The sequence below is a fragment of the Synechococcus sp. CC9605 genome, from assembly GCF_000012625.1.
Classification (GTDB): domain Bacteria; phylum Cyanobacteriota; class Cyanobacteriia; order PCC-6307; family Cyanobiaceae; genus Parasynechococcus.
Genome location: NC_007516.1, coordinates 460,856 through 485,408 on the forward strand (window position 1 = coordinate 460,856; position 24,553 = coordinate 485,408).

General features: G+C 58.4%; 24 protein-coding genes, 3 tRNA genes and 3 rRNA genes. 17 read left to right on the forward strand and 13 right to left on the reverse strand.

What is annotated here, in order from left to right; all coding sequences use genetic code 11:
- Positions 1–11 precede the first annotated feature (11 nt).
- Positions 12–488 carry a 2Fe-2S iron-sulfur cluster-binding protein gene (locus SYNCC9605_RS02370; protein ID WP_011363479.1) on the forward strand — a complete coding sequence of 159 codons (477 nt, stop codon included), beginning with the start codon at positions 12–14 and terminating at the stop codon, positions 486–488.
- 59 nt (positions 489–547) lie between these two features.
- Positions 548–652, forward strand: coding sequence for a photosystem II reaction center protein PsbM (psbM, locus tag SYNCC9605_RS02375; RefSeq protein ID WP_011363480.1), 105 nt, complete (start codon positions 548–550; stop codon positions 650–652).
- A 1-nt stretch (position 653) separates the two neighbouring features.
- On the opposite strand, the gene SYNCC9605_RS02380 is transcribed toward psbM, so the two are convergent.
- The gene (locus tag SYNCC9605_RS02380; RefSeq protein WP_011363481.1) at positions 654–1,502 is read right to left on the reverse strand and encodes a universal stress protein; all 849 of its coding nucleotides are present in this window, start codon (positions 1,500–1,502) and stop codon (positions 654–656) included.
- 82 nt (positions 1,503–1,584) lie between these two features.
- Here SYNCC9605_RS02380 and SYNCC9605_RS02385 point away from each other — a divergent pair, with 82 nt between their 5' ends.
- The 5 genes from SYNCC9605_RS02385 to SYNCC9605_RS15005 all read left to right on the forward strand — a co-directional run bounded on the left by SYNCC9605_RS02385 (position 1,585) and on the right by SYNCC9605_RS15005 (position 4,798).
- On the forward strand, positions 1,585–1,989 hold the full coding sequence (locus SYNCC9605_RS02385; RefSeq protein WP_011363482.1) for an acyl-CoA thioesterase: 405 nt from the start codon (positions 1,585–1,587) through the stop codon (positions 1,987–1,989).
- Positions 1,990–2,099: 110 nt separating this feature from the next.
- Complete coding sequence (locus SYNCC9605_RS02390; RefSeq protein ID WP_011363483.1) at positions 2,100–3,116, forward strand: DNA-processing protein DprA; 1,017 nt, start codon at positions 2,100–2,102, stop codon at positions 3,114–3,116.
- On the forward strand, positions 3,113–4,000 hold the full coding sequence (prmC, locus tag SYNCC9605_RS02395; RefSeq protein WP_156782951.1) for a peptide chain release factor N(5)-glutamine methyltransferase: 888 nt from the start codon (positions 3,113–3,115) through the stop codon (positions 3,998–4,000). Before SYNCC9605_RS02390 ends, prmC begins: the two co-directional genes overlap by 4 nt.
- A 13-nt stretch (positions 4,001–4,013) precedes the next feature.
- Positions 4,014–4,628, forward strand: coding sequence for an L-threonylcarbamoyladenylate synthase (locus tag SYNCC9605_RS02400; protein WP_156782952.1), 615 nt, complete (start codon positions 4,014–4,016; stop codon positions 4,626–4,628).
- Entirely contained in the window at positions 4,625–4,798 is a 174-nt protein-coding gene (locus SYNCC9605_RS15005) for a hypothetical protein (RefSeq protein WP_011363486.1), read from the forward strand. The genes SYNCC9605_RS02400 and SYNCC9605_RS15005 overlap by 4 nt, the downstream gene beginning before the upstream one ends.
- A 9-nt stretch (positions 4,799–4,807) precedes the next feature.
- Here the strand turns inward: SYNCC9605_RS15005 and SYNCC9605_RS02405 are convergent.
- From SYNCC9605_RS02405 to ctpZ, 7 genes are all read right to left on the reverse strand, one after another.
- Positions 4,808–4,879, reverse strand: a tRNA-Thr gene (locus SYNCC9605_RS02405).
- Positions 4,870–5,124, reverse strand: a complete 255-nt coding sequence (locus SYNCC9605_RS13610; protein WP_156782953.1) for a helix-turn-helix domain-containing protein — start codon at positions 5,122–5,124, stop codon at positions 4,870–4,872. The genes SYNCC9605_RS02405 and SYNCC9605_RS13610 overlap by 10 nt, the downstream gene beginning before the upstream one ends.
- Positions 5,121–5,429, reverse strand: coding sequence for a cell division topological specificity factor MinE (gene minE / locus SYNCC9605_RS02415; RefSeq protein WP_011363488.1), 309 nt, complete (start codon positions 5,427–5,429; stop codon positions 5,121–5,123). The genes SYNCC9605_RS13610 and minE overlap by 4 nt, the downstream gene beginning before the upstream one ends.
- A gap of 4 nt (positions 5,430–5,433) precedes the next feature.
- Positions 5,434–6,246 (reverse strand): septum site-determining protein MinD, encoded by an 813-nt coding sequence (minD, locus tag SYNCC9605_RS02420; RefSeq protein WP_011363489.1) that lies wholly within the window; start codon positions 6,244–6,246, stop codon positions 5,434–5,436.
- Positions 6,247–6,301: 55 nt separating this feature from the next.
- Positions 6,302–6,940, reverse strand: coding sequence for a septum site-determining protein MinC (gene minC, locus SYNCC9605_RS02425; RefSeq protein ID WP_011363490.1), 639 nt, complete (start codon positions 6,938–6,940; stop codon positions 6,302–6,304).
- Between the two features lie 7 nt (positions 6,941–6,947).
- Positions 6,948–8,213: an HD domain-containing protein gene (locus tag SYNCC9605_RS02430; RefSeq protein ID WP_011363491.1), complete on the reverse strand. Its 1,266-nt coding sequence runs from the start codon at positions 8,211–8,213 to the stop codon at positions 6,948–6,950.
- Positions 8,210–9,487 carry a carboxyl-terminal processing protease CtpZ gene (gene ctpZ / locus SYNCC9605_RS02435; protein WP_041434370.1) on the reverse strand — a complete coding sequence of 426 codons (1,278 nt, stop codon included), beginning with the start codon at positions 9,485–9,487 and terminating at the stop codon, positions 8,210–8,212. Before ctpZ ends, SYNCC9605_RS02430 begins: the two co-directional genes overlap by 4 nt.
- A 67-nt stretch (positions 9,488–9,554) precedes the next feature.
- Between ctpZ and petB the strand changes: the two genes are divergently transcribed.
- Positions 9,555–10,211 (forward strand): cytochrome b6, encoded by a 657-nt coding sequence (petB, locus tag SYNCC9605_RS02440; RefSeq protein WP_011363493.1) that lies wholly within the window; start codon positions 9,555–9,557, stop codon positions 10,209–10,211.
- Positions 10,212–10,250: 39 nt separating this feature from the next.
- Positions 10,251–10,733: a cytochrome b6-f complex subunit IV gene (gene petD, locus SYNCC9605_RS02445; protein ID WP_006851144.1), complete on the forward strand. Its 483-nt coding sequence runs from the start codon at positions 10,251–10,253 to the stop codon at positions 10,731–10,733.
- A gap of 75 nt (positions 10,734–10,808) precedes the next feature.
- On the opposite strand, the gene SYNCC9605_RS02450 is transcribed toward petD, so the two are convergent.
- Positions 10,809–12,266, reverse strand: a complete 1,458-nt coding sequence (locus SYNCC9605_RS02450) for a glycoside hydrolase 100 family protein (protein WP_011363494.1) — start codon at positions 12,264–12,266, stop codon at positions 10,809–10,811.
- A gap of 681 nt (positions 12,267–12,947) precedes the next feature.
- On the opposite strand from SYNCC9605_RS02450, the gene SYNCC9605_RS02455 reads away from it, so the two are divergent.
- The 5 genes from SYNCC9605_RS02455 (at position 12,948) to rrf (ending at position 18,302) form a co-directional block, all read left to right on the forward strand.
- A 16S ribosomal RNA gene (locus SYNCC9605_RS02455) occupies positions 12,948–14,433 on the forward strand.
- Between the two features lie 184 nt (positions 14,434–14,617).
- Positions 14,618–14,691 (forward strand) — tRNA-Ile (locus SYNCC9605_RS02460).
- 9 nt (positions 14,692–14,700) lie between these two features.
- Positions 14,701–14,773 (forward strand) — tRNA-Ala (locus tag SYNCC9605_RS02465).
- Between the two features lie 434 nt (positions 14,774–15,207).
- Positions 15,208–18,075 (forward strand): 23S ribosomal RNA (locus SYNCC9605_RS02470).
- Positions 18,076–18,185: 110 nt separating this feature from the next.
- A 5S ribosomal RNA gene (rrf, locus tag SYNCC9605_RS02475) occupies positions 18,186–18,302 on the forward strand.
- The 16S, 23S and 5S rRNA genes sit together here with 2 tRNA genes alongside, the layout of an rRNA operon.
- Positions 18,303–18,403: 101 nt before the next feature.
- On the opposite strand, the gene mtnC is transcribed toward rrf, so the two are convergent.
- Positions 18,404–19,153, reverse strand: coding sequence for an acireductone synthase (gene mtnC / locus SYNCC9605_RS02480; protein ID WP_041435426.1), 750 nt, complete (start codon positions 19,151–19,153; stop codon positions 18,404–18,406).
- Entirely contained in the window at positions 19,153–19,770 is a 618-nt protein-coding gene (mtnB, locus tag SYNCC9605_RS02485) for a methylthioribulose 1-phosphate dehydratase (RefSeq protein ID WP_257929895.1), read from the reverse strand. The genes mtnC and mtnB overlap by 1 nt, the downstream gene beginning before the upstream one ends.
- 50 nt (positions 19,771–19,820) lie before the next feature.
- On the opposite strand from mtnB, the gene mtnA reads away from it, so the two are divergent.
- Positions 19,821–20,834, forward strand: coding sequence for an S-methyl-5-thioribose-1-phosphate isomerase (mtnA, locus tag SYNCC9605_RS02490; RefSeq protein ID WP_011363498.1), 1,014 nt, complete (start codon positions 19,821–19,823; stop codon positions 20,832–20,834).
- Here the strand turns inward: mtnA and SYNCC9605_RS02495 are convergent.
- Entirely contained in the window at positions 20,825–21,661 is an 837-nt protein-coding gene (locus SYNCC9605_RS02495) for a DNA-formamidopyrimidine glycosylase (protein WP_011363499.1), read from the reverse strand. The two genes, mtnA and SYNCC9605_RS02495, sit on opposite strands and share 10 nt — an antisense overlap.
- A 5-nt stretch (positions 21,662–21,666) precedes the next feature.
- Positions 21,667–21,876, reverse strand: a complete 210-nt coding sequence (locus tag SYNCC9605_RS02500; protein ID WP_006851563.1) for a photosystem I reaction center subunit IV — start codon at positions 21,874–21,876, stop codon at positions 21,667–21,669.
- 41 nt (positions 21,877–21,917) lie between these two features.
- On the opposite strand from SYNCC9605_RS02500, the gene SYNCC9605_RS02505 reads away from it, so the two are divergent.
- Together SYNCC9605_RS02505 and SYNCC9605_RS02510 are read left to right on the forward strand one after the other, a co-directional pair.
- Complete coding sequence (locus tag SYNCC9605_RS02505) at positions 21,918–23,021, forward strand: hypothetical protein (protein WP_011363500.1); 1,104 nt, start codon at positions 21,918–21,920, stop codon at positions 23,019–23,021.
- A 69-nt stretch (positions 23,022–23,090) separates the two neighbouring features.
- Positions 23,091–24,551 carry a RecQ family ATP-dependent DNA helicase gene (locus SYNCC9605_RS02510; RefSeq protein WP_049749412.1) on the forward strand — a complete coding sequence of 487 codons (1,461 nt, stop codon included), beginning with the start codon at positions 23,091–23,093 and terminating at the stop codon, positions 24,549–24,551.
- Positions 24,552–24,553: the final 2 nt, after the last annotated feature.

Genomic DNA, 24,553 nt, shown 5'->3' on the forward strand with positions numbered 1-24,553 from the left:
CTTGTGAGCTCATGCCCGTTATCCGTTTTGTTCGCGAAGGGCGTGATGTGGAGTGTTATCCCGGTGAGAATCTGCGTGAGGTAGCCCGGCGTGAGGGCATCGAGCTCTATGGTCTGAAGGGGCAGCTGGGCAACTGTGGAGGCTGTGGTCAGTGCATCACCTGCTTTGTTTCCGTGGTCGACGAAGACAATGCCGATGCACTGACGGCACGCACCGCCGTCGAAGACAGCAAGCTGCGCCGCCGACCCCAGGAGTGGCGTCTGGCCTGCCAGGCCCTGGTGGAGAAGTCCGTCATGGTTCTCACCCGGCCTCAGGTGAGGCTCGCCAATGCCGATTCGAGATTGGCTGCGGCCAGGCAGGCGCCGCTGCCGGCGGGCCCCACCGCATGGCCAGCGCCTCCGGCCAGTGAACTCGATGAGGAGGATCAGGATGGGGTCGATGGCGACAGCCGAGATGCCAAAGCTGCTACCGCCGGTGAAGAGGCCTAGAGCAGACGCTCCTCAGGCCTCTTGTCGGTGATACCTTCGCCTGGACCCCTTCAACGGCCATGGAAACCAACGATCTCGGATTCGTCGCCAGCCTCATGTTCATTCTGGTTCCGGCGATCTTCCTGATCGTGCTCTACATCGGCACGCAGAACAACGAGGCCTGATTCAGCCCTGTTCAGGCTCACGCACCAGCAGCACAGGAGCTGGTGCGTGCACTCGGATGTAGTCGCTTACTGATCCGCCCAGCAGCTTGTCCAAATCCACCAGCCCTCGGGCGACAAGAGGGCGTCGGTCCTGAGAGGCGATGACCACCAGGTCGGCGTTGCACTCCGATGCAGCCAGGCAAACGCTGCGACCGATGTCCTTCCCTTTGGTGTTGATGGCTTTCATGTCGACACCGAAACCCCTGGCCCGCTGAACAGCGGAGTCGAGAACCTCGATTACTTTTGTGCGGCCTCCCCGGGAGGGTGCTGACTCCTGACGTACGACATGAACACCAGTGAGGGTTCCGCCAGGGATTTCACGCACCAGTTCGCAGGCTGTTCGCAGGGCGTCGTCCCCAACGCCTGTTCCGTCAATCGTCACCATCACGCGGTTGACATGCTTGACGTAGAGGTCATCCCGCACCAGCAGCATCGGCCGCGTGGACAGTTGAAAGACGTATTGGCTGGTGCTGTTGGCCAGGATCGATTGAAGGCGTCCCAGGCCGCGGGATCCCATCACGATCAAGTCGGCTTGAACCTCATCGGCAACCTTGAGCACGGTCTGCTTGGTGTCGCCCTCACGAATCAAGGTGCTCACGCTTGATGGGCTCAGGCCCATGCGCGTGATTGCACTGTTCAAGAGGTTTGCTGCTTCATCGCGATGGCCGTCGGACTGCGACTTGCTTTGCTCCGACACCACATGCAGCAAATTGATTTTTGCGGCCTTCAGGCTGGGAATGTCCTGGAGCATCCGGATCATTTCCTCGACGTGACCCTTGCCCGAGTCGGCAATCAGAAGGTTCCTGAACACAGGGAGATGAAGCAACCTCTGCGGAAGCCTATGGGTGGTTGCCTCCGTGGAGACAAGCTGATGTCACAGCGTTACGCGGATCATGTTCACCCTGACCAAGCGTGTGCTCCCTCAGCACACCGATTACGCCGGTGTGATGTGGCATGGGGCTTATGTGCAGTGGCTTGAGGAAGCCAGGGTTGAGGCCCTTCAGGCGGCGGGCCTTGGTTATGCCGCCATGACCGCGATGGGTGTCGATATGCCGGTGGTGTCCCTTCAGCTGGATTACCGCCATCCGCTCCGGCACGGCGACGAAGTGTGTGTTGAAAGCCGATGCCCTGCTCAGCAGGGGGTGCGCTGGCCATGGGTCTCTCGCTTTGTCTGCAGAAACACGGTGGTTGCGGAGGCGTCGGTGAATCTGGTGATGGTGCGTGAGGGGCGCGTGCTTAGGCGTGTGCCGGCGCAGCTTCAGGAGGTGATGGATCAGCTGGTGCGCCAAGCGCTCTGAATTGAAACACGAGCCGCTGCTGCCGTGCTGGTACACATGTACTTGCTCGGGACTGGTGCGGGTGGTGGTGGTGGCTCTGGACCTGTTGCCCTGGCTTGGGCAACGCACGCATGGACGATATGCGCAGGCTTTGCCGCGATCAAGCGGTCGGCCCTGATCAGCTCTGGGGTTGGCCGATCGAACGCTTTGGCGAGACGCTGGCTTGGCCGGCGCACTGTTTGCGCGACGTTGAGCGTTACAGACGCGAGCACGGGGCTTCCCCCACTCTTGATGTGCCTGCTTGTGCCCTTCTGCCGGGTGACCCTGCCTGGCCAAGTTGTTTGGATCAGATGCACTTACCCCCTTCCGGGCTGTACGTCGAAGGGGATCGATCGCTGCTTCGGCACATCAATGCCCGCACAGCCATCGCAGTGGTGGGCACCCGTTCCGCCTCGGACCATGGCCTTGCCATGGCTGAAGAACTGGGCCGTGCTTTGGCCGAGGCGGGTTGGCCCGTCTTCAGTGGTCTTGCGGAAGGGGTTGATGCTGCAGCCCATCGCGGCTGTTTGGCCAGAAACGGCGCACCCATCGGAGTGTTGGGGACACCCTTGGATCGTGTCTATCCAGCGCACCACCGATCGTTGCAACAGCAGGTCGGAAGGCAAGGGCTGTTGGTGAGCCCCAGCCGATCCGGCTGCCGTGTGCGCCCAGGGCATTTCGCGGCGCGGAACCGTTGGTTGGTGGCCTTTGCCCAAGCACTTGTTGTGGTGGAGTGTCAGCAACGCAGCGGAGCACTAATTTCGGCCCGCTGGGCGAGTCGGATGCATTACCCCGTGTGGGTGGTTCCGGGGGATGCCCGCCGTTGGTCCTGTCGGGGCAGCAATGCCCTGCTTCGGGATGGTGCGACTGCCTTGATTCACCCTGAGGATCTGCTCGCCTCCATTGGCGAGGGCCCGTTGAGGTCAGAGGAGTCTCGCGGCAAGCATCAACGGTTGATGGAGGCTATTGGCTCAGGAGCGACCTTTGATCAGCTGGTGCTTTGTTTGCAGTGCTCCCCTGCTGAGCTGGCCCCCCAGCTTTTGGCCCTTGAGTGTCGGCGCGAACTGCTGTGTGAATCTGGATTGCATTGGCGCAAGCCTCGGCCTTGAGAGACTGCACAACCGTTGCCGGCACTGATGTGTTGCATTGGCGGCGCCAACAACTCGCCCGGGGTGGCACCGCGGCTGATCTGGATTGGTTGCTTGATCTGGCTGGTGGTCTTCGTTGGGCCAGCCTCAAACGGCTGTTGCTGGACCCGACGCGCAGCGTCGACTTGGAGCAGTCCCTTGAGATGCTCTCTGGGCTGTGGGAGCGTCACCTTCACGGGAATGTTCCCCTCCAGCACCTGGTGGGGCTCTGTCCCTGGCGGGATGTGCTGCTTGAGTCGTCGCCTGCCGCATTGATTCCCCGTCAGGAAACAGAACTGCTGGTGGATCTAGCCCTGAGCCAGTTCAAAGCCACCCCTCCCGCCCGTTGGGCTGACCTCGGCACTGGCTCAGGGGCCATCGCTGTGGCTCTGGCCCGTGCCTGGCCGACGGCACCAGGGCATGGCGTCGACCTCAGTTCCGATGCCTTGCAGTTGGCAGAACGCAACCTTGAGCGTTGCGCCCCGCATCACAGTTGTTCGCTGCACCTCGGTTCGTGGTGGTCGCCCCTGAAGAGTTGGTGGGGAAGCCTCGATTTGGTGGTCAGCAATCCTCCGTACATCCCCGGTGCTGTGGTTGACGGTCTTGAGGCTGTGGTCCGTGACCACGAACCTCACTTGGCATTGCTCGGGGGAGCGGATGGTTTGGACGCGATTCGGGCTGTGGTGGATGGAGCACCAACGGGGTTGTCGCCCGGAGGCTGGCTTCTGCTTGAACACCATCACGATCAGAGCGCTCAGGTGATGCAGCTGCTGCGGGATGCCGGCTTGGTGGAGGGCAGAGCGGCCGCTGATCTTGAGGGGACCCTTCGCTTCGCGCTTGCTCGTAAACCTGCCGAATCAAGCTGATGCAACTTCTGCGATGAAGGAAGGATTCATGCCTGCTCCGGTTCTGGCCGCCTCCGACCTAGCGCTGCGGCTTCGTGCCGGTGAAGCCGCCATCATTCCCACCGACACCCTGCCGGGACTGGCGGTGTGTCCCGATCAAGCCCAGACCCTCTGGCGCTTGAAACGTCGACCAGCCGATAAGCCCCTGATTCTGATGGGGGCATCCGTCAATGATTTGCTCCACGAGGTTGCGGTTCCGTGCCATCGGGAGGTTGAAGCGTTGGCTGAGCGCTATTGGCCTGGAGCGCTCACCCTGGTGTTGCCTGCCCGTGATGGCGGTGCAGGCCGATACCTCAACCCAGGCGGCACAACACTGGGCTGCCGCATTCCGGCCTGTGAGCAGACCCGCGCGCTGCTTCAGATCAGCGGGCCGTTGGCCACCACCAGTGCCAATCGCTCCGGTGAACCCGCAAGCATGACCGCAGCAGAGGCGGCTCTGGTTTTCCCTGACGTTTCTCAGCTGGGTCCGCAGCCTTGGCCTCAACCCTCGGGCCAGGCCAGCACGGTGTTGGTCTGGGTTGACGACGGACGCTGGCGCCTGGTGCGCCGGGGTGCTGTGATTCCAGCAGGGGTTGAGGTGCTCGAGTGATCTCGCTTGTTGGGCTCTGCCTGCTGGTGATGGCCTTGCTTCATTGGGTGCTGGAACCCCTTGAACTTGTCTTCACCTGGACGCTTCAACTAAATTTTCTCCCCTGGATGTTGGGGTTGTTCTTCATCTGGCTGCTGGCAGGAGAATCAGACCGCAGCACGTCGCCCTGAACCAGATCAAGCCGGCTAACGGATTTGAACCGATGGCCTTCGCTTTACAAAAGCGCTGCTCTACCGCTGAGCTAAGCCGGCATGGGCTGCATCGTACCGGCTGCCAGGCGATTCAAGGCGGGGTCTTGATCGCTGATCAGCCAAAGCACCAGCTCGAGTTGATTGCGACATCCGTTTTTCCGGAGTGCCCTGCTGATGTGGCACTCCACGGTGCGATGACTGATCACCAACCGCTGGGCGATGGCACGGTTATTGAGGCCTTCGAGCAACAAAGGCATCACCCGACTTTCAGCGGGGGTGAGGAGGTTCGGGATCCGATGTTTCAAGCTTGAGCAGGTTGCTGCTCAGAGGGTTCCACCTTCGCGGTTTGGGCGATGGGGCGACGGATCGGCAGGTTGGCCACCAGGGCGGTGACGCGGTCTTCGGTCTCGAGGCTCACATCACCTTGTGCTAGGTCGATCTCCACGTAGCGGGCCACCACTTCGAGGATCTCGCGGCGCATTTGTTCGAGCAGCTCCGGATTGAGGTCACTTCGGTCGTGAGCCAGCACCAACTGCAGCCGCTCTTTGGCTGTTTCTGCACTGGCGGGCTGACGGCGCAGGAGTTTGTCGATGAATTCCTTGAGTGTCATCGCCTCAGAAAATCCGGGTTTGCATCAGCTTGCGCATCCTGGCGCGGAGGCCGCGGCGGGCCTGCGAGGGGTCCATCAGAGGAATGTCTTCACCCTGAAGTCGTTGAGCGATGTTGCCGTAGGCATGGGCCGCTGGGGAAGACGAATCACTCAGGGTCAAGGGTTCTCCGCGGTTGGTGCTCACGATCACCTGTTCGTCTTCAAAAACAAGCCCCAAAAGAGGTAACGCCAGGATGTCGGTGACGTCGTCCACCGAAAGCATTTCCTGGTTCGACATCATCTTCGGCCGCACCCTGTTGAGCACTAGCTGCACCGGCTGCACGCCCTGGGTGTTCAGAAGCCCGATCACCCGATCAGCGTCCCGCACGGCGGCCACTTCTGGGGTGGTGATCACCACTGCTTCTCGGGCTGCGGCCGCGGCATTTTTGAACCCGTCTTCGATGCCTGCCGGGCAGTCGATCAACACGTAATCGAACTGGCGTTCCAGCAGAGCAACGATGGCCTGCATGTCCTTGGGCTTGAGCCACTCGAGCATCCGAGGGTTGCCCGCAGGGAGCAGGGCCAGGTTTGGCTCCTGCTTGTGCTTCACCAGGGCTTGCTCCAGCCGGCAGGTCTCGGCAAGCACCTCCTGGGCGGTGTAAACGATGCGGTTCTCCAGGCCCAGGAGCAGATCGAGGTTCCTCAGGCCGAAGTCGGCGTCCAGAACCACGGTCTTGGCACCTTGGCGGGCAAGGGCGATCCCAAGGTTTGCCGTGGTCGTTGTTTTTCCGACACCGCCCTTGCCAGAACAGATGAGGATGGTTCGGGTCGTCGACACCAGGGTTCTGCTTTGTGCGGCCAGAATAATCTGGCTTTTGGGCCTGACAACGCCGTCAGCGTTTTTGAAAGCTCTGGATGACAGCGGGTTCAATGGCGATCACGCCATCCTTGAGCTTGGCCTGTTCGGCCAAACCTGCCTGGGGCAGATCCTCGGGGCCTCGGGCGACAACGTCAGCAATCCTGAGTTGCAGTGGCCGCAGCTGCAGGGCAACGATTTTCGCGGATGTTGACCCCTCACATCCGGCATGGGCCACGCCCCGCAGGCGACCCCACACCAAAACATCAGCCGTTGAACTGATCCGCGCTCCGGGATTCACATCTCCATAGAGAAGGATGGTGCGCTCGCTTTGGAGGTGGTCGCCGGAGCGCAGGGTGCCGTGGTGAAACAACAGCTCGGAAGGGGCCGTCGTCACAGGATTGGGCTGGAGTTCACGGCTGGAAGGCGTATTGGACCGGCTCGCGTCCAGTCCCAAGGCTGAAGCACTCACAATGGTTTCGGGAACCCGGCCGGTGATGCGTCCGAGTTGATGGCCTGCCCCGCTGACGGCCGCGCACAAATCCGTGAGGTCGCTGCAGTTCAGGACCCAGTCCCTGCAATCGAGATCAACGATCGGTTGGGAACACCTGCTGAGCAGATCAGGCAAACGATCCCTCCAGTGATCAAGGCGCTGGTCGGGAAGCCTCAAGGTCATGGCTGCTTCACGCTGCTGCTGCTCGGGGCCATTCAACGTCCATTTCCTGCCTGAGTTCGGCACTGATGTCACGGGGGTGAATCAACCAGGAGGTTGCCGCTGGGGTCGCCAGACTGGCGACCAGGGGAGAGGCTTTCTCCAGGGCTTGAAGCTGTTGTCCGTCCCAGAGGCGCAAGCCGCCTCGATAGGGGTGGTACCCGCGCAGCTGCTGATGTCGCAGCCCGCAGCACAGCTCAGGGTCGTGGCCATGACGATCGGCCAGGCGCCTTGCTGCCGCAAGCAATTGCAGTTGATCAGCAGGAGACAGATGCTCGACGGCTGTTGCTTTCAGCAGGCGTCGATCCAGAAAACGCCCACTCAGTTCAGCCAGAGCCGCCGGCGCTTCGGCTTGCCAACGCTGGAGGTGGTAGCCGGTGCGTTGGTCATCGTTGGCGAGGAAGTCCTCCAAGCCGATCTGGTCTGGCTGCCAGAGCCAGCTGGCCATCACCTCATCAGCCCACACCTGCTCAGGCCCCAGTTGTCGTGCTGTCTGGATCAGTTTCTCTAGCAGCCAGTTGCACACCACATTCAGCCGGTGGTTGTAGACGCTCCTGTACATCAGGTTCCTCACCACCAGGTAGTGCTCCACAGCCATCAGACCTTTTGGATGAATGGCCATGTCCCCGTCAGGGGCAAGGGTCAGGGCTCCCAGGATGCGGTCGAGATCGAGCTGCCCGTAGCGCGTTCCGGTGCTGTAGCTGTCGCGCAGGAGGTAATCCAGTCGGTCGCAATCCAGCTGACTGCTGACCAGATGTTTGATCAGGGGGTGAGGACTGCGTCCATGCTCCAGCAGATTTGCCACCGCCTCAGCCGTCCCGGATTCGTGGCTCTCCAGACAGTCGCGGATCTCTGGGTGATGCCGGATCACACGCGCGGACCACGCTTCATGGCGCAGGCCAAACATCTCTTCACCGGTGTGGCTGAGGGGGCCATGGCCGATGTCATGGAGCAAAGCAGCTCCGTAAAGGAGCCCCCGGTACGTCTCCAACTCGGGTGCCAACGGCAGCATCCGCTCAAATGCACGGCGTGCCAGATGAAAGACCCCCAGCGAGTGGGTGAATCGACTGGATTCAGCGCTGTGAAAGGTGAGGTAGGCCGGACCCAGCTGGCGGATGCGACGCAGGCGCTGGAATGGCGCCGTGTCCACCAGGTCCATCACCATTCCTTCGGCTGGGGCTTGGCGGTCCAAACCAATGCCGCGGTGCAGAGGGTCGTGATAGGTCCGCTGACTCATGCCTCGGTGTCGTCAGCGGGTTGTTCCAGCAGGGCCTCCATCCATTGTTCGGCTTCCGAGAGCCAGCGATCACCGTCACCGCCGGGATTCAGGGGTTCCGGATCTGACAACCCACGATCCGGTGCGATGCCTTCTCCTTGAATATCTCGTCCACTCGGCGTCACGTAGCCGGCGACGGTCACGGCGAGGCCGCTGCCGTCACTGAGGTTGGTCAGCGTTTGAATCAGCCCTTTGCCAAAGGTCTGGCCTCCGAGCAGGGTGGCGCGTTCGTTGTCCTGAAGGGCGCCAGCCAGGATTTCGCTCGCACTGGCCGTTCCTCCATTCACGAGGGTGACCATCGGTCCGTCGTACACCGTCTGGAGACTGGCCTGGATGGTGTCATTAATGCCATCGCGGTTGCGGGTTTCAACGATGGCGTCACCGGAAAGGAAGTCGTCTGCGACTGCTAATCCAGCGCTCACCAATCCGCCTGAGTTGTTGCGGAGGTCGAGCACCAATCCTTCGATCTCTTTGTTTTGCAACTCTGTGAGGGCTTCTTTCACCTGTTCGGGGACTCCGTCGCTGAACTGGGTGATCCGCAGATAGCCAAGGGTGTGACTGCCGGTGCGCAAGCGCCGGGTTCGCACCGGCCTGAGGTCCACGCTGCGGCGTTCCAGGGTCAGTTCAGTTGTTTCTCCGCTGCCGTTGTCCAGCGTCAGCACTACCTGAGATCCCACGTCTCCCCGAAGTGCTGCAACGGTTCCCTCAAGTCCCAGATCCACCACGGGTCGGCCATCAACAGATAGCAACTGCGTGCCACTGGTGATCTCTGCCTCGCCGGCGGGTGAACCCTCGAGGGCCGAAATCACCACAATGCCATTGCTGCTCTCATCGGGCCCGAGTTGCAAGCCCACACCGCTGAGGCTGCCGTTGGTGCTGTTTTTCAGCGCCGTGTAGTCCGCTGGACGAAGCAGCCGGGTGTAAGGGTCGCCCAGCTGAGCCAGCATCGATTCGATGGCCGCATAGGCGTCGTCACTGCTCTCGATGCTGCGTTCCATGGCCTTCTGCCGTTGACGCCTCCAACGCACCGCATCGAGTTGTTCTGGGTTCCAAAAGCCCTGGTTCACAAGCCTCCAGCTGTCCACCACGAGCTGTTGTGTGTCGCTAAGTGCAACAGCAGTGCAGGCGCTGCCTAGCACCAAAAAGCAGCAAAGACCCGCTGCGATGAGCTGGCGCAGTGTTCGAAATCCCATGCGCCGCAGCCAGTCTGAAAGATCGTTAACAGTTGGATACATCGCGGTGGGTTCGCCTCAGTGGCAGAAGCGTGCTCAGTAGACTTTCGCAACTCGAGCCCGCTTGTGCATGGCGAACTCATCACCGGTTTACGACTGGTTCCAGGAACGTCTGGAAATCCAGGACATTGCTGACGACATCGGTTCCAAATACGTGCCCCCCCACGTCAACATTTTCTATTGCCTGGGGGGCATCACGTTGGTGTGCTTCCTGATCCAGTTCGCGACTGGGTTCGCGATGACTTTCTATTACAAGCCCACTGTTGCTGAGGCTTACAAGTCGGTCGAATACCTGATGACCGACGTCAGTTTCGGTTGGCTGATTCGCTCGGTTCACCGCTGGAGCGCATCAATGATGGTGCTGATGCTCATTCTTCACGTGTTCCGCGTGTACCTCACCGGCGGTTTTAAGCGTCCTCGTGAGCTCACCTGGGTCACCGGTGTGACCATGGCCGTGATCACCGTTTCCTTCGGCGTGACCGGTTACTCCCTGCCTTGGGATCAGGTTGGTTACTGGGCCGTGAAGATCGTTTCGGGCGTCCCTGCTGCCATTCCGGTGGTTGGCGACTTCATGGTGGAGCTGCTTCGCGGTGGCGAAAGCGTCGGTCAGGCAACGCTCACCCGCTTCTACAGCCTTCACACCTTTGTGATGCCTTGGCTGCTGGCAGTGTTCATGCTCATGCACTTCCTGATGATCCGGAAGCAGGGCATTTCTGGTCCCTTGTGATCTGCGTTCCTACTGTTTCCTCAAAATCTGGACTAAACGATGCACATTCTCAAAAAGCCTGATCTCTCCGATCCCAAGATGCGGGCCAAGCTCGCCAAGGGCATGGGTCACAACTACTACGGAGAGCCCGCCTGGCCCAATGATCTCCTCTACATCTTCCCGGTGGTGATCCTTGGCACCATCGCGTGTGTGGTTGGTCTGGCCGTTCTGGATCCAGCGATGCTCGCCGACAAGGCTGATCCTTTCGCCACCCCCCTGGAAATTCTTCCTGAGTGGTACCTCTATCCCGTCTTCCAGATCCTGCGGGTTGTTCCCAACAAGCTCCTGGGTATTGCTCTGCAAACCCTGGTTCCCCTGGGCCTGATGCTCGTCCCCTTCATCGAGAGCTTCAACAAATTTCAGAACCCTTTCCGCCGTCCTGTTGCGATGACCGTGTTCCTCACCGGAACTTTGGTCACCATCTATCTCGGTATTGGTGCAGCACTTCCTATCGACAAGTCTCTCACCCTCGGACTGTTCTGATCACTCGCTTGACTGCATCGCATGGACCCCGGCTCGTTGAGTCGGGGTTTTTTATGAGATGGCTTTGGTGGTTGGTCAGTGACCCATCGATTCGTCGAGGTTGAGCATCAACACGTCGTCTGGGTTGATGTGGAGAAAGTGGTGCATCAGCAGAAAGCCAACGATGGTCCAGGTCTGATACGTGCGTGACTGTTGCCCAACCCAGGTTCCCGTGGGGCCGTCGAAATATTCAGCCCATTGCTGACGAGGCAGCTGGTTGAGGTGGCTCCAGTAGCACTCGTCCATCAACGTTTTCATCTGTCCCATCAGCAACACGTCGGCCTGGGGATTCAGGCGTTCGTGCAGAAGGATGGACGCTCCAAAAAACCAGAGCAGGCTCGGCCAGTGGCCTCCATTGTGATAGCTCCAGGGCCAGTTTTTGGGATCGGAACCCGTTTTGTTCTCCCATTCCACGCCCTCCATGGGGGGGTGACAGATGCGCATCGGCATCTGGGCCATCAGGTGATCCCGGTTGTGCAGTACCAGTCGGAACAGGGCCCGTTGCTGTGGTGCAGTCAGCAACCCGAACAGTGATGCCAGGGAATTCCCCAAGGAGTAGAAGCGAAAATCCGGTCGTCCGGTTCGCATGTTCCCGATCATGTAACCGCCACGGTTCTCCAGCCAGTCCTGCAACCAGTCGGGGATGACCTGGGGTTGAACGTTGAACTCGTTGTGGTGCTGGTTTTCGCCGTACTGCTCCGTTGGCCGTCGCCGAAGCACTTGCATTGTTTTGCTGGTCACCCAGTAGTGCTTCAGCAGGAACTGCCGCAAGTCATGGGTCCACTGCCGGCTCAGCCGCAGTCGTTCCGCCAGAAGAACGCTGTTCTCATGGCGTTGGCAGAGTTCCATCAGCCCAACGCAGCTGCGCAGCGCTGCAAAAAGCAGCACCTCCACCTCCAGTGGAGCTCCCCACACATCCATGGGGCGGTCAATCATGAAGGCGCAGTCAGGAACGAACAGCACTGGTGTGCCTTCGAAGCTGGGGTGAAGAACCAGATCCAGCAGCAGTTGCAACCCCCGTTGCACCTCAGGACTCCGGCCAAAGTCGACGTCCCCACTGCGTTTGACGTAAATCCAGCAGAGAATCGGCCACCAGAGGCTTGCATCCACTGAGGTGATTCGACCAATCGAGCGTTGGCCGTAGTCCGCAACCAGTTCTCCCTCTTCCTCCACAAAACTGGTGGGGAAGACACCGCGGGTTTGAACGTTGGTGCTTTGGAGCTGAAGGCTGACGCTCAGGAACTGCTTCACGATGGCGAAGCGGCCTTCCAGCATCAGGTAGATCATCACTGGAACGTTGTCCCGCAGGAAGATCTCGCCGTAGTTGAGGGCGTCGTCAGAGCGGCGATGTTCCATCGCGGCAACGCTGCCGGCGAGTTCGCCTTGAACGCCAATCAGCGTGGCTTCGAAGTGTTCCCGTGCCTTTTGCAGCACCTGCCCTTCATTTGAGTTGGGGCGGAAGCGCTGGCTTTGTTCGGTGAAACGCGTTGGCATCGCGGTGACCTCCTACTGAAACGTAGTTCTGGCAACGGGTTTCGCCAGTGGAAGCAACCCTTCAGATCTCCAGCCGGCATCACCATTGCGCGTTGGGAGGTGTGGTGTTATGGTTTTGTCTTGCGCGGGAGCCGAGAGGCTGCTGTGCAAGCCGAAGCGCTTGAGGCGAAAGTCTTGATGTGTCTGAGGCGGCTTACGAGACCAAGAGGGAGCGATCCCACGGTGTTGTAAGTTCTTCAAGCGGTCGCGAGAGGCCGCGATGACCAACCAACCGATCTCCTGAAAGGGAGTGAAGAGAAGTTTGGTCGCACCTGGACAATTGAAAAGTTTAGGAACTGACGCTTTCATCGCGTTTGGTTCTGAGCCGAACCGAGAGGTGAGGTGAGGAGCCGAATGAAAGAGCGATGAAGGTGTGAGGTCCCGTCAAAAAATTTCGTTGCGAAGAAGCAATTCGCTGCAACGAGAGTGTTTTCACGAGCTCTCTTGTTGCCGGTGTGCGAATTGTGGAGCAACAACCGGATCTGAGATCCCGGAAAGTCATTGACAGAGAAATCTAGAGATGCACTCTTAAGAACCCTTTTGTGTCAGCGAAAGGAGGCCTCAACTGTTGCCAGAATGATCTGAGTAATGGGTGACGCAAATCATTTTGAGGACGTGAAAACGTCTTAGAGGAAATGATCTACAACGGAGAGTTTGATCCTGGCTCAGGATGAACGCTGGCGGCGTGCTTAACACATGCAAGTCGAACGAACCTTCGGGTTAGTGGCGGACGGGTGAGTAACGCGTGAGAATCTGCCCTCAGGAGGGGGACAACAGCTGGAAACGGCTGCTAATACCCCATATGCCGCGAGGTGAAATGAATTTCGCCTGAGGATGAGCTCGCGTCTGATTAGCTAGTTGGTGTAGGTAATGGCTCACCAAGGCATCGATCAGTAGCTGGTCTGAGAGGATGATCAGCCACACTGGGACTGAGACACGGCCCAGACTCCTACGGGAGGCAGCAGTGGGGAATTTTCCGCAATGGGCGAAAGCCTGACGGAGCAACGCCGCGTGAGGGATGAAGGCCTCTGGGCTGTAAACCTCTTTTATCAAGGAAGAAGATCTGACGGTACTTGATGAATAAGCCACGGCTAATTCCGTGCCAGCAGCCGCGGTAATACGGGAGTGGCAAGCGTTATCCGGAATTATTGGGCGTAAAGCGTCCGCAGGCGGCCCTTCAAGTCTGCTGTTAAAAAGTGGAGCTTAACTCCATCATGGCAGTGGAAACTGTTGGGCTTGAGTGTGGTAGGGGCAGAGGGAATTCCCGGTGTAGCGGTGAAATGCGTAGATATCGGGAAGAACACCAGTGGCGAAGGCGCTCTGCTGGGCCATCACTGACGCTCATGGACGAAAGCCAGGGGAGCGAAAGGGATTAGATACCCCTGTAGTCCTGGCCGTAAACGATGAACACTAGGTGTCGGGGGAATCGACCCCCTCGGTGTCGTAGCCAACGCGTTAAGTGTTCCGCCTGGGGAGTACGCACGCAAGTGTGAAACTCAAAGGAATTGACGGGGGCCCGCACAAGCGGTGGAGTATGTGGTTTAATTCGATGCAACGCGAAGAACCTTACCAGGGTTTGACATCCTGCGAATCTCTTGGAAACAGGAGAGTGCCTTCGGGAACGCAGTGACAGGTGGTGCATGGCTGTCGTCAGCTCGTGTCGTGAGATGTTGGGTTAAGTCCCGCAACGAGCGCAACCCACGTCTTTAGTTGCCAGCATTTAGTTGGGCACTCTAGAGAGACTGCCGGTGATAAACCGGAGGAAGGTGTGGATGACGTCAAGTCATCATGCCCCTTACATCCTGGGCTACACACGTACTACAATGCTACGGACAAAGGGCTGCAAGTTCGCGAGGACAAGCAAATCCCATAAACCGTGGCTCAGTTCAGATCGTAGGCTGCAACTCGCCTACGTGAAGGCGGAATCGCTAGTAATCGCAGGTCAGCATACTGCGGTGAATACGTTCCCGGGCCTTGTACACACCGCCCGTCACACCATGGAAGTTGGCCACGCCCGAAGCCGTTACTCCAACCCTTGTGGAGGAGGACGTCGAAGGTGGGGCTGATGACTGGGGTGAAGTCGTAACAAGGTATCCGTACCGGAAGGTGCGGATGGATCACCTCCTAACAGGGAGACAACACAATGATTTTGATGCCTGAGTGCTTTTATTCTTAGGCCGAAATCCTGTCACCTTAGGTCGATCGGTACCTCAGCTTTGAAGTTAAGGATCAGCAGCATTGTTGATTGCTTGATGGAGATTTTCAGTTCCTAAACTTTGTCTAGGTCACACCCCAAAAGGGATGAGACTCCTGGGCCATTAGCTCAGGTGGTTAGAGCGCACCCCTGATAAGGGTGAGGTCCCTGGTTCAAGTCCAGGATGGCCCATTCGGTGTTGGGGGTTTAGCTCAGTTGGTAGAGCGCCTGCTTTGCAAGCAGGATGTCAGGAGTTCGAGTCTCCTAACCTCCACTGACCGAACTTGATTCCCATCTCCAATTTTTTGGAGTTGAGCTCGATTGGAGTGTGATTTAGATGTGTCCGCTGGATGAACCCAGCTTCCTGTCATTCCAAGTTTTAGGTTTAAGCCTTTAATTTGGTTGATAAGATGCTGGGCTCAAATCAAATTAACAAGCAATTGATGATTTGATTTGAAGTTCTAGCAGAACCTTGACAACTGCATAGGTGAAGTCTGGAAAAACAAAGCATCTTACAGATGCATTGTTTTGAATTTGATCTTCTGAAAGGGAGATTAGATCTAGAACAATGAAAATTCTTTTGAGCAAGAGCCGAGACTCTTAAACGTTCTTTGATTCGTGTCGAGCGAATCAGAGTTTGATCTTGTTTTTAGCAATAAAAACTTGAGAATCTGCTTTCAACGGCGGTAAGCGTTTAAGAGGTTAATTGGTCAAGCTACAAAGGGCTCACGGCGGATACCTTGGCACACAGAGGCGATGAAGGACGTGGTTACCTGCGATAAGTCTCGGGGAGCTGGAAGCACGCTTTGATCCGGGAATTTCCGAATGGGGCAACCCTTAATACGGCCAGCTGAATTCATAGGCTGGCACGAGCCAACCCAGCGAACTGAAACATCTTAGTAGCTGGAGGAAAGGAAAGTAAAAACGACTCCCTAAGTAGCGGCGAGCGAACGGGGAAGAGCCTAAACCGATACTTTCGAGTATCGGGGTTGTGGGACAGCAACGTGTATCAGGGAAGTTAGGAGAAGTGCTTGAATGGCACGCCACAGAGGGTGAAAGCCCCGTAACCGAAAACTGAACTGAGCTAGCTGTATCCCGAGTAGCACGGAGCACGTGAAATTCCGTGTGAATCCGCGAGGACCACCTCGTAAGGCTAAGTACTACTGTGTGACCGATAGCGAAACAGTACCGCGAGGGAAAGGTGAAAAGAACCCCGGGAGGGGAGTGAAATAGAACATGAAACCGTGAGCCTACAAGCAATGGGAGCCCTACTTATAGGGTGACCGTGTGCCTGTTGAAGAATGAGCCGGCGACTTATAGGCACTGGCGGGTTAAACCGGAAATGGTGGAGCCATAGCGAAAGCGAGTCTGAATAGGGCGCTTGTCAGTGTTTATAGACCCGAACCCGGGTGATCTAACCATGGCCAGGATGAAGCTTGGGTGATACCAAGTGGAGGTCCGAACCGACTGACGTTGAAAAGTCAGCGGATGAGCTGTGGTTAGGGGTGAAATGCCAATCGAACCCGGAGCTAGCTGGTTCTCCCCGAAATACGTTGAGGCGTAGCGTCTCGTGCTCCAGCAGGGGGGTAAAGCCACCATTTCGGTGCGGGCTGCGAGAGCGGTACCAAATCGAGATGAACTCTGAATACCCTGTGTGTAGCGAGGCAGTCAGACTGTGGGGGATAAGCTCCATGGTCGAGAGGGAAACAGCCCAGACCGCCAGCTAAGGTCCCCAAATCAACACTAAGTGATAAAGGAGGTGGGATTGCATAGACAACCAGGAGGTTTGCCTAGAAGCAGCCATCCTCAAAGGAGTGCGTAATAGCTCACTGGTCGAGCGATCCTGCGCCGAAAATGAACGGGGCTAAGTGTTGTACCGAAGCTGCGGATTTTTATGGTAGGGGAGCGTTCTATGTGGGGCGAAGCGTTAGCGTGAGCGGGCGTGGACTGCATAGAAGTGAGAATGTCGGCTTGAGTAGCGAAAACATGGGTGAGAATCCCATGCACCGAAACCCTAAGGGTTCCTCCGGCAGGCTCGTCCGCGGAGGGTTAGTCTGGACCTAAGGCGAGGCCGAAAGGCGTAGTCGATGGATAACAGGTCAACATTCCTGTACCGGTCATGTTTTGGGAAGAGGGACGGAGAAGGCTAGCCAAGCCAGATGTTGGTTACTGGTTCAAGCGTTCGAGGCGTTGAGGAGCGGTGAAAACGTTCCGAGCTGAGGCGTGAGTACGAGCTGCTACGGCAGCGAAGTTGGTGACGTCAAGCTTCCAAGAAAAGCTCTATACCCGTTAAGGCATGACTGCCAGTACCCGAAACCGACACAGGTGGGGTGGTAGAGAATACCGAGGTGCGCGAGGTAACTCTCTCTAAGGAACTCGGCAAAATGGCCCCGTAACTTCGGGAGAAGGGGTGCCACCGCAAGGTGGTCGCAGTGAAGAGGCCCTGGCGACTGTTTACCAAAAACACAGGTCTCCGCTAAGTCGCAAGACGATGTATGGGGGCTGACGCCTGCCCAGTGCCGGAAGGTTAAGGAAGCCGGTCAGCGTAAGCGAAGCTGGCGACTGAAGCCCCGGTGAACGGCGGCCGTAACTATAACGGTCCTAAGGTAGCGAAATTCCTTGTCGGGTAAGTTCCGACCCGCACGAAAGGCGTAACGATCAGGGCGCTGTCTCGGAGAGAGGCTCGGCGAAATAGAATTGTCTGTGAAGATGCGGACTACGTACACCTGGACAGAAAGACCCTATGAAGCTTTACTGTAGCTTGGTATTGTGCCCGGGCTCTGAATGCGCAGGATAGGTGGGAGACGTTGATCTCATGGTTGCGGCTATGAGTTAGTCACTGGTGAGATACCACTCTTTCAGAGCTAGGGTTCTAACGTTCACCCGTTATCCGGGGAGCGGACAGTATCAGGTGGGCAGTTTGACTGGGGCGGTCGCCTCCTAAAAGGTAACGGAGGCGCACAAAGGTTTCCTCAGGCTGGTTGGAAATCAGCTGACGAGTGCAAAAGCAGAAGGAAGCTTGACTGTGAGACCTACAAGTCGAACAGGGACGAAAGTCGGTTTTAGTGATCCGACGGTTCTGAGTGGAAGGGCCGTCGCTCAACGGATAAAAGTTACTCTAGGGATAACAGGCTGATCTCCCCCAAGAGTTCACATCGACGGGGAGGTTTGGCACCTCGATGTCGGCTCATCGCAACCTGGGGCTGAAGTCGGTCCCAAGGGTTGGGCTGTTCGCCCATTAAAGCGGTACGCGAGCTGGGTTCAGAACGTCGTGAGACAGTTCGGTCCATATCCGGTGTACGCGCAGGAACATTGAGAGGATTTCTCCCTAGTACGAGAGGACCGGGAGGAACGCACCTCTGGTGTACCAGTTATCGTGCCAACGGTAAACGCTGGGTAGCCATGTGCGGAGTGGATAACCGCTGAAAGCATCTAAGTGGGAAGCCCACCTCAAGATGAGTGTTCCCATGGGGTAACCCAGTAAGGTCACGGGAAGAACACCCGTTGATAGGCTCTATGTGGAAGTCCAGTAATGGATGCAGCAGAGGAGTACTAATAGACCGAGGGCTTGACCAACATTTTGGTTCTTGCTTGAAGACTCATTTCTTTGTTTGATTCAGACGCGCAGTATTCGCTGCAGATCCTATGCAGTTCTCAGGGTTCACCCCTTGAGAATGTTTATCTATCCTGGTGTCCATGGCGGTGTGGTCCCACTCCGATCCATCCCGAACTCGGTTGTGAAACGCATCAGCGGCGACGATATTTGGGGGGTAGCCCCCTGAGAAAATAGCTCGATGCCAGGTAAAACATTCTCCAAATAGGTTGATGATGTGCTGATTGCAGAAGCAATCACCATCACCATCCACGAAAAAGCCACCTCATCTTGAGGTGGCTTTTTTGTTGTCTATTGTTCTGCTATTAGGAGGGCACTTACCTCGCGGAGTGAGTGAACCACCTTGTGATCCCGCGGGTCTCGGTCGGGATTTCCCTCGCGAAGGCTGAAGAGAGTGTGCATTCCTGCCAAGCGGGCAGAATTGCATTCATCTCCGTTGTCACTCACAAACCAAATTTTGTTGGGCGAGCTTTGGAGCTGCTTGGCGATTGTTGTATAGCTCTCCGCAGATTTTTTAGGGCCTGTATGTGTGTCAAACCAGTGGCTGAAAAGATCTTCTAAATTACCATTTAAGCTGTGTCTGTAAAGCAGTTTCTGGGCTTGAATGCTGCCCGATGAATACACGGATAGCGTCAATCCCTGTTCGTGCCATTGGCGCAGGCATACCGCAGTTTCCGGGAACAGTTGAGATTTGAGCTCGCCATTGCCATAGCCGTATTCCCAGATTTTTCCTTGCAGATCTTTGAGAGCTGTTGACTTTCTGTCAATTGAAATCAGGTGTTTGAGGTATTGAATTAACCCTTCAACTTCCTCTATTTCACATTGCGTAACTTGTTGTTTGATAATCATGCTTTCGGCAGATTGGTCATCCATCCATTCTTTCCAAGCCGCTCGGATGGACTTGCTGTGAGGTCTTTTGTCCCAGTTTTGTGTGATGTATCTGCTGAGTTCTTTCTTGGCGAAGGGAAACAAAGTGTCGCTGACAAATCTGACTGGGCATGTCGTTCCCTCGATGTCGAGCAGCAAATGTTGTTGATTCATCATTGATCTCCGATCTGCATTTGGTTCAAATTCACCTTCAAAAGAAATTCCAGGATTTCCAGGTGTCGTTTGCTCGCATCCAGGTCCGCCCCCCACGCGTAAAGGCCATGTCCGGCCACGAGAAACCCGCAGGGTGCGGTTTCCAGAAAGGGCGCGATGGCATCGCAAAGCTCATCCATTGACTGACTGTTGCTAATCACGGGGATGGTGATGCAGCAGGCGTGGGTGTTGATTCCGACCAATCCTTTCAGCATTTCCCAGCCCTCCAAGGCAATCCCTCCTGTGGTCTCGTAATGGCGGGATAACACCGTTCCTGGGACGGAATGGGTGTGTAGTACAGCTCCTGCCTGGGTCGCTTCAACAATGCGCAGATGCAACTCTGTTTCGGCACTGGCTTTCCCCTTGCCCGTTAATACCTTGCCTTGCCCATCCACAACAATGAGCTGATCGGCAGGCACCTGACCCTTGTCCACACCACTGGGTGCCATGAGCAACTCCAGGGGTTGATGCTGCAGCACAACGCTGAAGTTCCCACCAGTGCCATCGCACCAGCCGCGTCGGTGGAAGCCTCGCATCACCTCAGTCAATCGTTCGCGCTGGGTTTGGTTTGCGGTCACGATCCGCTTATCCCTCCGTCTTCTATACAGGACACAGAGGCCCAAGTGCATTGACGCTTCCCCCCAGTTGCCGCTGGAGCGGTGATCACCTGGAGTTGCTGGACCAGCGACAACTGCCCGGTGCTGTGGTCTTCATGCAATTGCGCCGATGGCAGCAGGTTGCTGAGGCGATTTCCTCTATGGCAGTGCGCGGTGCACCCGCGATCGGTATCGCGGCGGCCTGGGGGGTTGTTCTGGCTGCACGCTCCGGTGATGACCTCCTCACTGCCTTCCGAGGCCTGCGTGCATCACGGCCAACCGCCGTCAACCTTCGCTGGGCACTCAATCGGATGCAGGCGGCCATGGGTTCTTCTGCTTCGGTTGATGTTGAAGCGCTCACTGATGCGGCCGCTGCGCTTCAGCGTGAGGATTGTGTTCTGACACAGAGGCTGGTGGATCACGGCGTTTCCCTGTTGGCTCAGGGCTGCCGGGTCTTGCACCATTGCCATACGGGGGCGATCGCTACAGGAGGCGTTGGAACCGCCCTGGGGGTGATTGCAGCCGCCCATGCCCGTGGCCTGCTCCGCCATGCCTGGCTGGATGAAACGCGTCCCCGCTTGCAAGGTGCTGCTCTGTCTGCCTGGGAATTGGGTTGTCTCGGGGTTCCCTGCACCGTGATTGTTGATGGAGCCAGTGGATTGCTGATGCGCCGGGGTGAGGTGGATGCCGTGATGGTGGGCTGTGATCGTGTCTCTGCCAATGGCGATGTTGCCAACAAGATCGGCACCTACAACCTGGCGCTCGTGGCCCGAGCCCATGGCATCCCCTTCTATGTCTGCGCTCCCGGCAGCAGCATTGATCGAGCGACGGTTGATGGGGAAGCGATCACCATTGAGGAACGCGATGCAGAGGAGATCACCCACGTGCGAGGCATGGATGTCGCGGCTCCCGGGGCCCAGGTTTGGAATCCTGCCTTCGACATCACCCCAGCTCATCTGGTGACGGGCTTCATCACCGAGTTCGGCGTGCTTCGTCCTCCCTATCGGGAGGTTCTCTCGGAGCTTCCGCTGCCCAATCAGCTCTGACAGGTCGGGCACCAGTGGGTGCTTCGGCCGGACAGTTTCTCTCTTTGAATGGTCGTTCCGCAGTTGCGGCAGGGTTCCCCTCCACGCCGGTAGACCCAGGCCTGGCCGCCGTAGTTGCCATTCACCCCCTCGAGATCGCGGAAATCACTGAAGGTAGTGCCACCGGCTCCAATGCTGATGGTCAGCACATTGACCAGGGCATCTCGCAACCTCTCCAGTTGTTGGAGATTCAGCTGCCCTGCTGGCGTGAAGGGGGCGATGCCTGATGCGAAAAGGGATTCATCCGCGTAGATGTTGCCCGCCCCGGCCACCAGGGCTTGGTCCAAGAGCGCTGTTTTGATCGGTCGGCTGCTGCCCTTGAGTTTCTGCTTCAGATAACTGGCGGAGAAGTCGGCGCTGAAGGGTTCAGGGCCGAGTCGCGTTAAGCCTGTGATCACCTCTTCAATCGCCTGACCCGGAGGCACCCACCACATTTCTCCGAAGCTGCGCACATCCACAAAGCGCAACTCCTCCTCTTTGGAGTTCCAGAGGCGAACACGGGTGTGTTTGCACGGTTCTGAGGGCTGCTCATGCCATTGGAATTGGCCGGTCATGCGCAGATGAACACCCCAAACACCGCTCTCGGGCTCCAGGGCTGTCATCAGATATTTCCCTCTGCGATGCCACTGCCCCACCGTTGTGCCGCAGAGGCCAGCAACAAACTCGTCGGGACCTCCAGGGCTGGCAATCGCCCTTGGTCGGCAGACTTCAACCTGCGCAATTTTGAAATCGACAAGACGGTCTGCAAGTCCCCGGCGGACCGTCTCGACTTCAGGGAGTTCAGGCAACGGCCTCAGGCCGGCTCGAGTTCAGCTTCAGCGAAATTGTTGGTGTTGATGCCACCGTCAACGCCTTGCAGGCCGCTGTAGTTGACCTTCTCGAAGCGAACGACAACGGGGTAGCGGATTCCCGAGGTGTCGATGGAGGCAACGGTGCCAACTTCGTTGAACCAGTAGGACTCAGGACGCTTGATGCGCACCTTGGCGCCGCGGGTGATCGCCATCGCTGGGCATAAGGAGATGCAATTGGAGCGTATCTCGTGGAATGGATGGTGATGACCGCTGCGTCACAGAATGTCGTCCCTTCGTTGTCAGCGTCCCTTTGACCAGTTCCATTGCCCTTGATCCAGATCCGTCGCTGCTTCAGCTGGATTTGCCGGACCCAGAGCAGGACGACATCAGCACGATGGAATTTCTGGCCCGCCTCGAACAGGCCTGGGCCGTCTGCGATCGCTTTGATCTTCAGACCGAGATCTGGCGCGGTCGCATCCTCCGCGCTGTGCGGGACAAGGAAAAGCGCGGTGGTGAAGCCCGGGGCGCCGGATTTCTGCAGTGGCTGCGGGAGCGGGAAATCAGCAAGACCCGCGCCTACGGCTTGATTCAACTGGCGGAATCCGCCGACAGCATGCTCAGCGACGGCACCCTGGAGGAGAGCAGCGTCAATCAGTTCTCAAAGCGGGCCTTTATGGAAACCGCCCAGGCGGTTCCTGAAGTGCAGCTGATGATTTCTGAGGCTGCCAACGAGGGGCAGGAAATCACCCGCAAGCAGGTGCGCCGCCTTACGGATGAATTCACGGCGGCCACGAGCCCTTTGCTGCCGGAAGAAATTCGTCAGCGCACCCAGGAGAACCTTCTGCCACCCCGTGCGGTAGCTCCCCTGGTGCGGGAATTGGCCAAGCTGCCTGAGCCGCAGCAGGAAGATCTGCGCAAGGTGCTCCGCGATGAGCCCGAACTTGATCGGATCAAGGACGTCACCAGCACAGCGCGCTGGATCACCAAGGCAACCGAGTCGGGTGTTGCCGTGCGGGCCTTCCAGCAGGGGGAACTGGATCTTGACCGCGCCATGCAGGAGGCCCAGCGCCTGGATGCCCTTGGCTTGCTGGCCGATGCGGTGGGACAGGCCCAGGCCCTTGAGTCCGCGGTGTTGAAGCTGCACACCTCCTGGCGGCGCTTGGGGGGGCTCCAGGAGCGGCTTTGGGTTGAAAGCGGTAGCAGCACGCCTTACCTCCGCGATGTGCTGAATGCCCTGCAGACCCTCAGCGGTGCCACCTTGCGAGTGTCGTTGGGAGAGTTGGCTGGCGGCAAGCGGGTGCGGCTCCAGCTGGTGGAGGAGTCCCCCGATCAATTGGATCCCCCGCCGCTGGCCTGACACCAGATCTTGTGCTCGATAATCTGAAGTCTCCACATCTGGTGTGTTCTGGCTTCGCTCGAGCGTGCACTGCATACCCACTTCGGTTGGGATGGCTTCCGCCCCGGGCAACGGCCCGTGGTGGATGCCGTGCTGGCCGGCAGGGACGCGCTTGCGGTGCTGCCCACCGGTGGTGGCAAATCGCTCTGTTATCAGCTGCCGGCCCTAGTGCGCGAGGGCCTGGTGGTGGTGATCTCACCGTTGGTGGCACTGATGGAGGACCAGGTGATGGCCCTGCAGCGACGGGGAATCGCTGCGGCCTGCCTGCATGCCGGACTCGAGCCCGCCCGACGCCAGCAGGCCTTGGAGCAGCTGCGGGACGCCACACTGCGCCTGCTCTACATCGCGCCGGAACGACTCCAGGGTGAGCAGACAAGGCTGATGCTGGAACGTCATGCCACGCAGGGCCGACTGGTGGCCCTGGCGGTGGATGAAGCCCATTGCATCAGTGCCTGGGGGCATGACTTCCGCCCCGATTACCGCCGCCTTGGTCAGATCCGTAGCCTCTGCCCGGGAGTGCCGATGCTGGCCCTCAGCGCGACGGCAGCCCCAAGGGTGAGGGCCGACATCATTCGCTTGCTGGATCTGCGTCGCCCGCTCGTGCAGGTGAGTTCGGCCCGCCGGGACAACCTTCATTACACGATGCAGCGGCGGCCCAGGGATCCCATGCCCCAGTTGTTGGAGGCACTGGAGATGTCCCGTGGTGCTGCGCTGATCTATGCCCGCACCCGTCGTTCCGTGGAGCAGTGGGCGGAACGTCTCAGTGATCAAGGGGTTGCAGCAACGCCGTATCACGCCGGCTTGGATCCGGAGACCCGGCAGCAAGCTCTGAAGCTGTTTCTCGAGCACGAGCGGCCTGTGCTGGTGGCGACGGTGGCCTTCGGCATGGGCGTTGACCGTGGCGATGTGGGCCTAGTGCTTCATCTCGATCTGCCAGCCACGCCTGAGGGCTATTTGCAGGAATCGGGGCGCGCCGGCCGAGATGGCAAACCGGCCCATTGCCAGGTGCTGTTTTCGCCAGGTGATCGCACCAGCCTGGGCTGGGCCATGCAGGCCTCGGCCCGGGGCAGCAACGCCCTGGAGGACCGTCGCCGCCTGGACCTGGCGCAGCAGCAGCTGCGGCGCATGGAGGCCGTCGCGGAGGGTGAGATGTGCCGTGAACAGGCGTTGCTGCTTGCGGTTGGCGAGTTGGTCGGTCCCTGTGGTCGCTGCGATCGCTGCATGGAGTCCCCCAAACGACGCGACTGGTCCGCCCAGGTGGAAACGCTCCTGGCCCATCTGGCCGAGCAGGACGGCACGGAGATGCGTCGCCTTGGAGAGCACCTGGACCTGCATGAGCCCGGCCGCTACGACCGCTGGACCTGGTTGGCCCGTCGGCTCGTGCAAGAGGAGTTGATCCAGGAAAGCAACGACGGTGCTCAGCGGCTCTATCTCCGCGAAAGCGGCCGGAGATTCCTGGATTCCCCCTGGCCGCTCGATTACGCCGCCTGATT

Coding starts and splice junctions, on each gene's coding strand:
- SYNCC9605_RS02370 (WP_011363479.1), top strand. CDS start 12: ATGCCCGTTATCCGTTTTGTTCGCGAAGGGCGTGATGTGGAGTGTTAT.
- psbM (WP_011363480.1), top strand. CDS start 548: ATGGAAACCAACGATCTCGGATTCGTCGCCAGCCTCATGTTCATTCTG.
- SYNCC9605_RS02385 (WP_011363482.1), top strand. CDS start 1,585: ATGTTCACCCTGACCAAGCGTGTGCTCCCTCAGCACACCGATTACGCC.
- SYNCC9605_RS02390 (WP_011363483.1), top strand. CDS start 2,100: ATGGACGATATGCGCAGGCTTTGCCGCGATCAAGCGGTCGGCCCTGAT.
- SYNCC9605_RS02400 (WP_156782952.1), top strand. CDS start 4,014: ATGAAGGAAGGATTCATGCCTGCTCCGGTTCTGGCCGCCTCCGACCTA.
- minE (WP_011363488.1), bottom strand. CDS start 5,429: ATGACACTCAAGGAATTCATCGACAAACTCCTGCGCCGTCAGCCCGCC.
- minC (WP_011363490.1), bottom strand. CDS start 6,940: ATGACCTTGAGGCTTCCCGACCAGCGCCTTGATCACTGGAGGGATCGT.
- SYNCC9605_RS02430 (WP_011363491.1), bottom strand. CDS start 8,213: ATGAGTCAGCGGACCTATCACGACCCTCTGCACCGCGGCATTGGTTTG.
- ctpZ (WP_041434370.1), bottom strand. CDS start 9,487: ATGTATCCAACTGTTAACGATCTTTCAGACTGGCTGCGGCGCATGGGA.
- petB (WP_011363493.1), top strand. CDS start 9,555: ATGGCGAACTCATCACCGGTTTACGACTGGTTCCAGGAACGTCTGGAA.
- petD (WP_006851144.1), top strand. CDS start 10,251: ATGCACATTCTCAAAAAGCCTGATCTCTCCGATCCCAAGATGCGGGCC.
- SYNCC9605_RS02450 (WP_011363494.1), bottom strand. CDS start 12,266: ATGCCAACGCGTTTCACCGAACAAAGCCAGCGCTTCCGCCCCAACTCA.
- mtnC (WP_041435426.1), bottom strand. CDS start 19,153: ATGAATCAACAACATTTGCTGCTCGACATCGAGGGAACGACATGCCCA.
- SYNCC9605_RS02500 (WP_006851563.1), bottom strand. CDS start 21,876: ATGGCGATCACCCGCGGCGCCAAGGTGCGCATCAAGCGTCCTGAGTCC.
- SYNCC9605_RS02505 (WP_011363500.1), top strand. CDS start 21,918: ATGGATGGTGATGACCGCTGCGTCACAGAATGTCGTCCCTTCGTTGTC.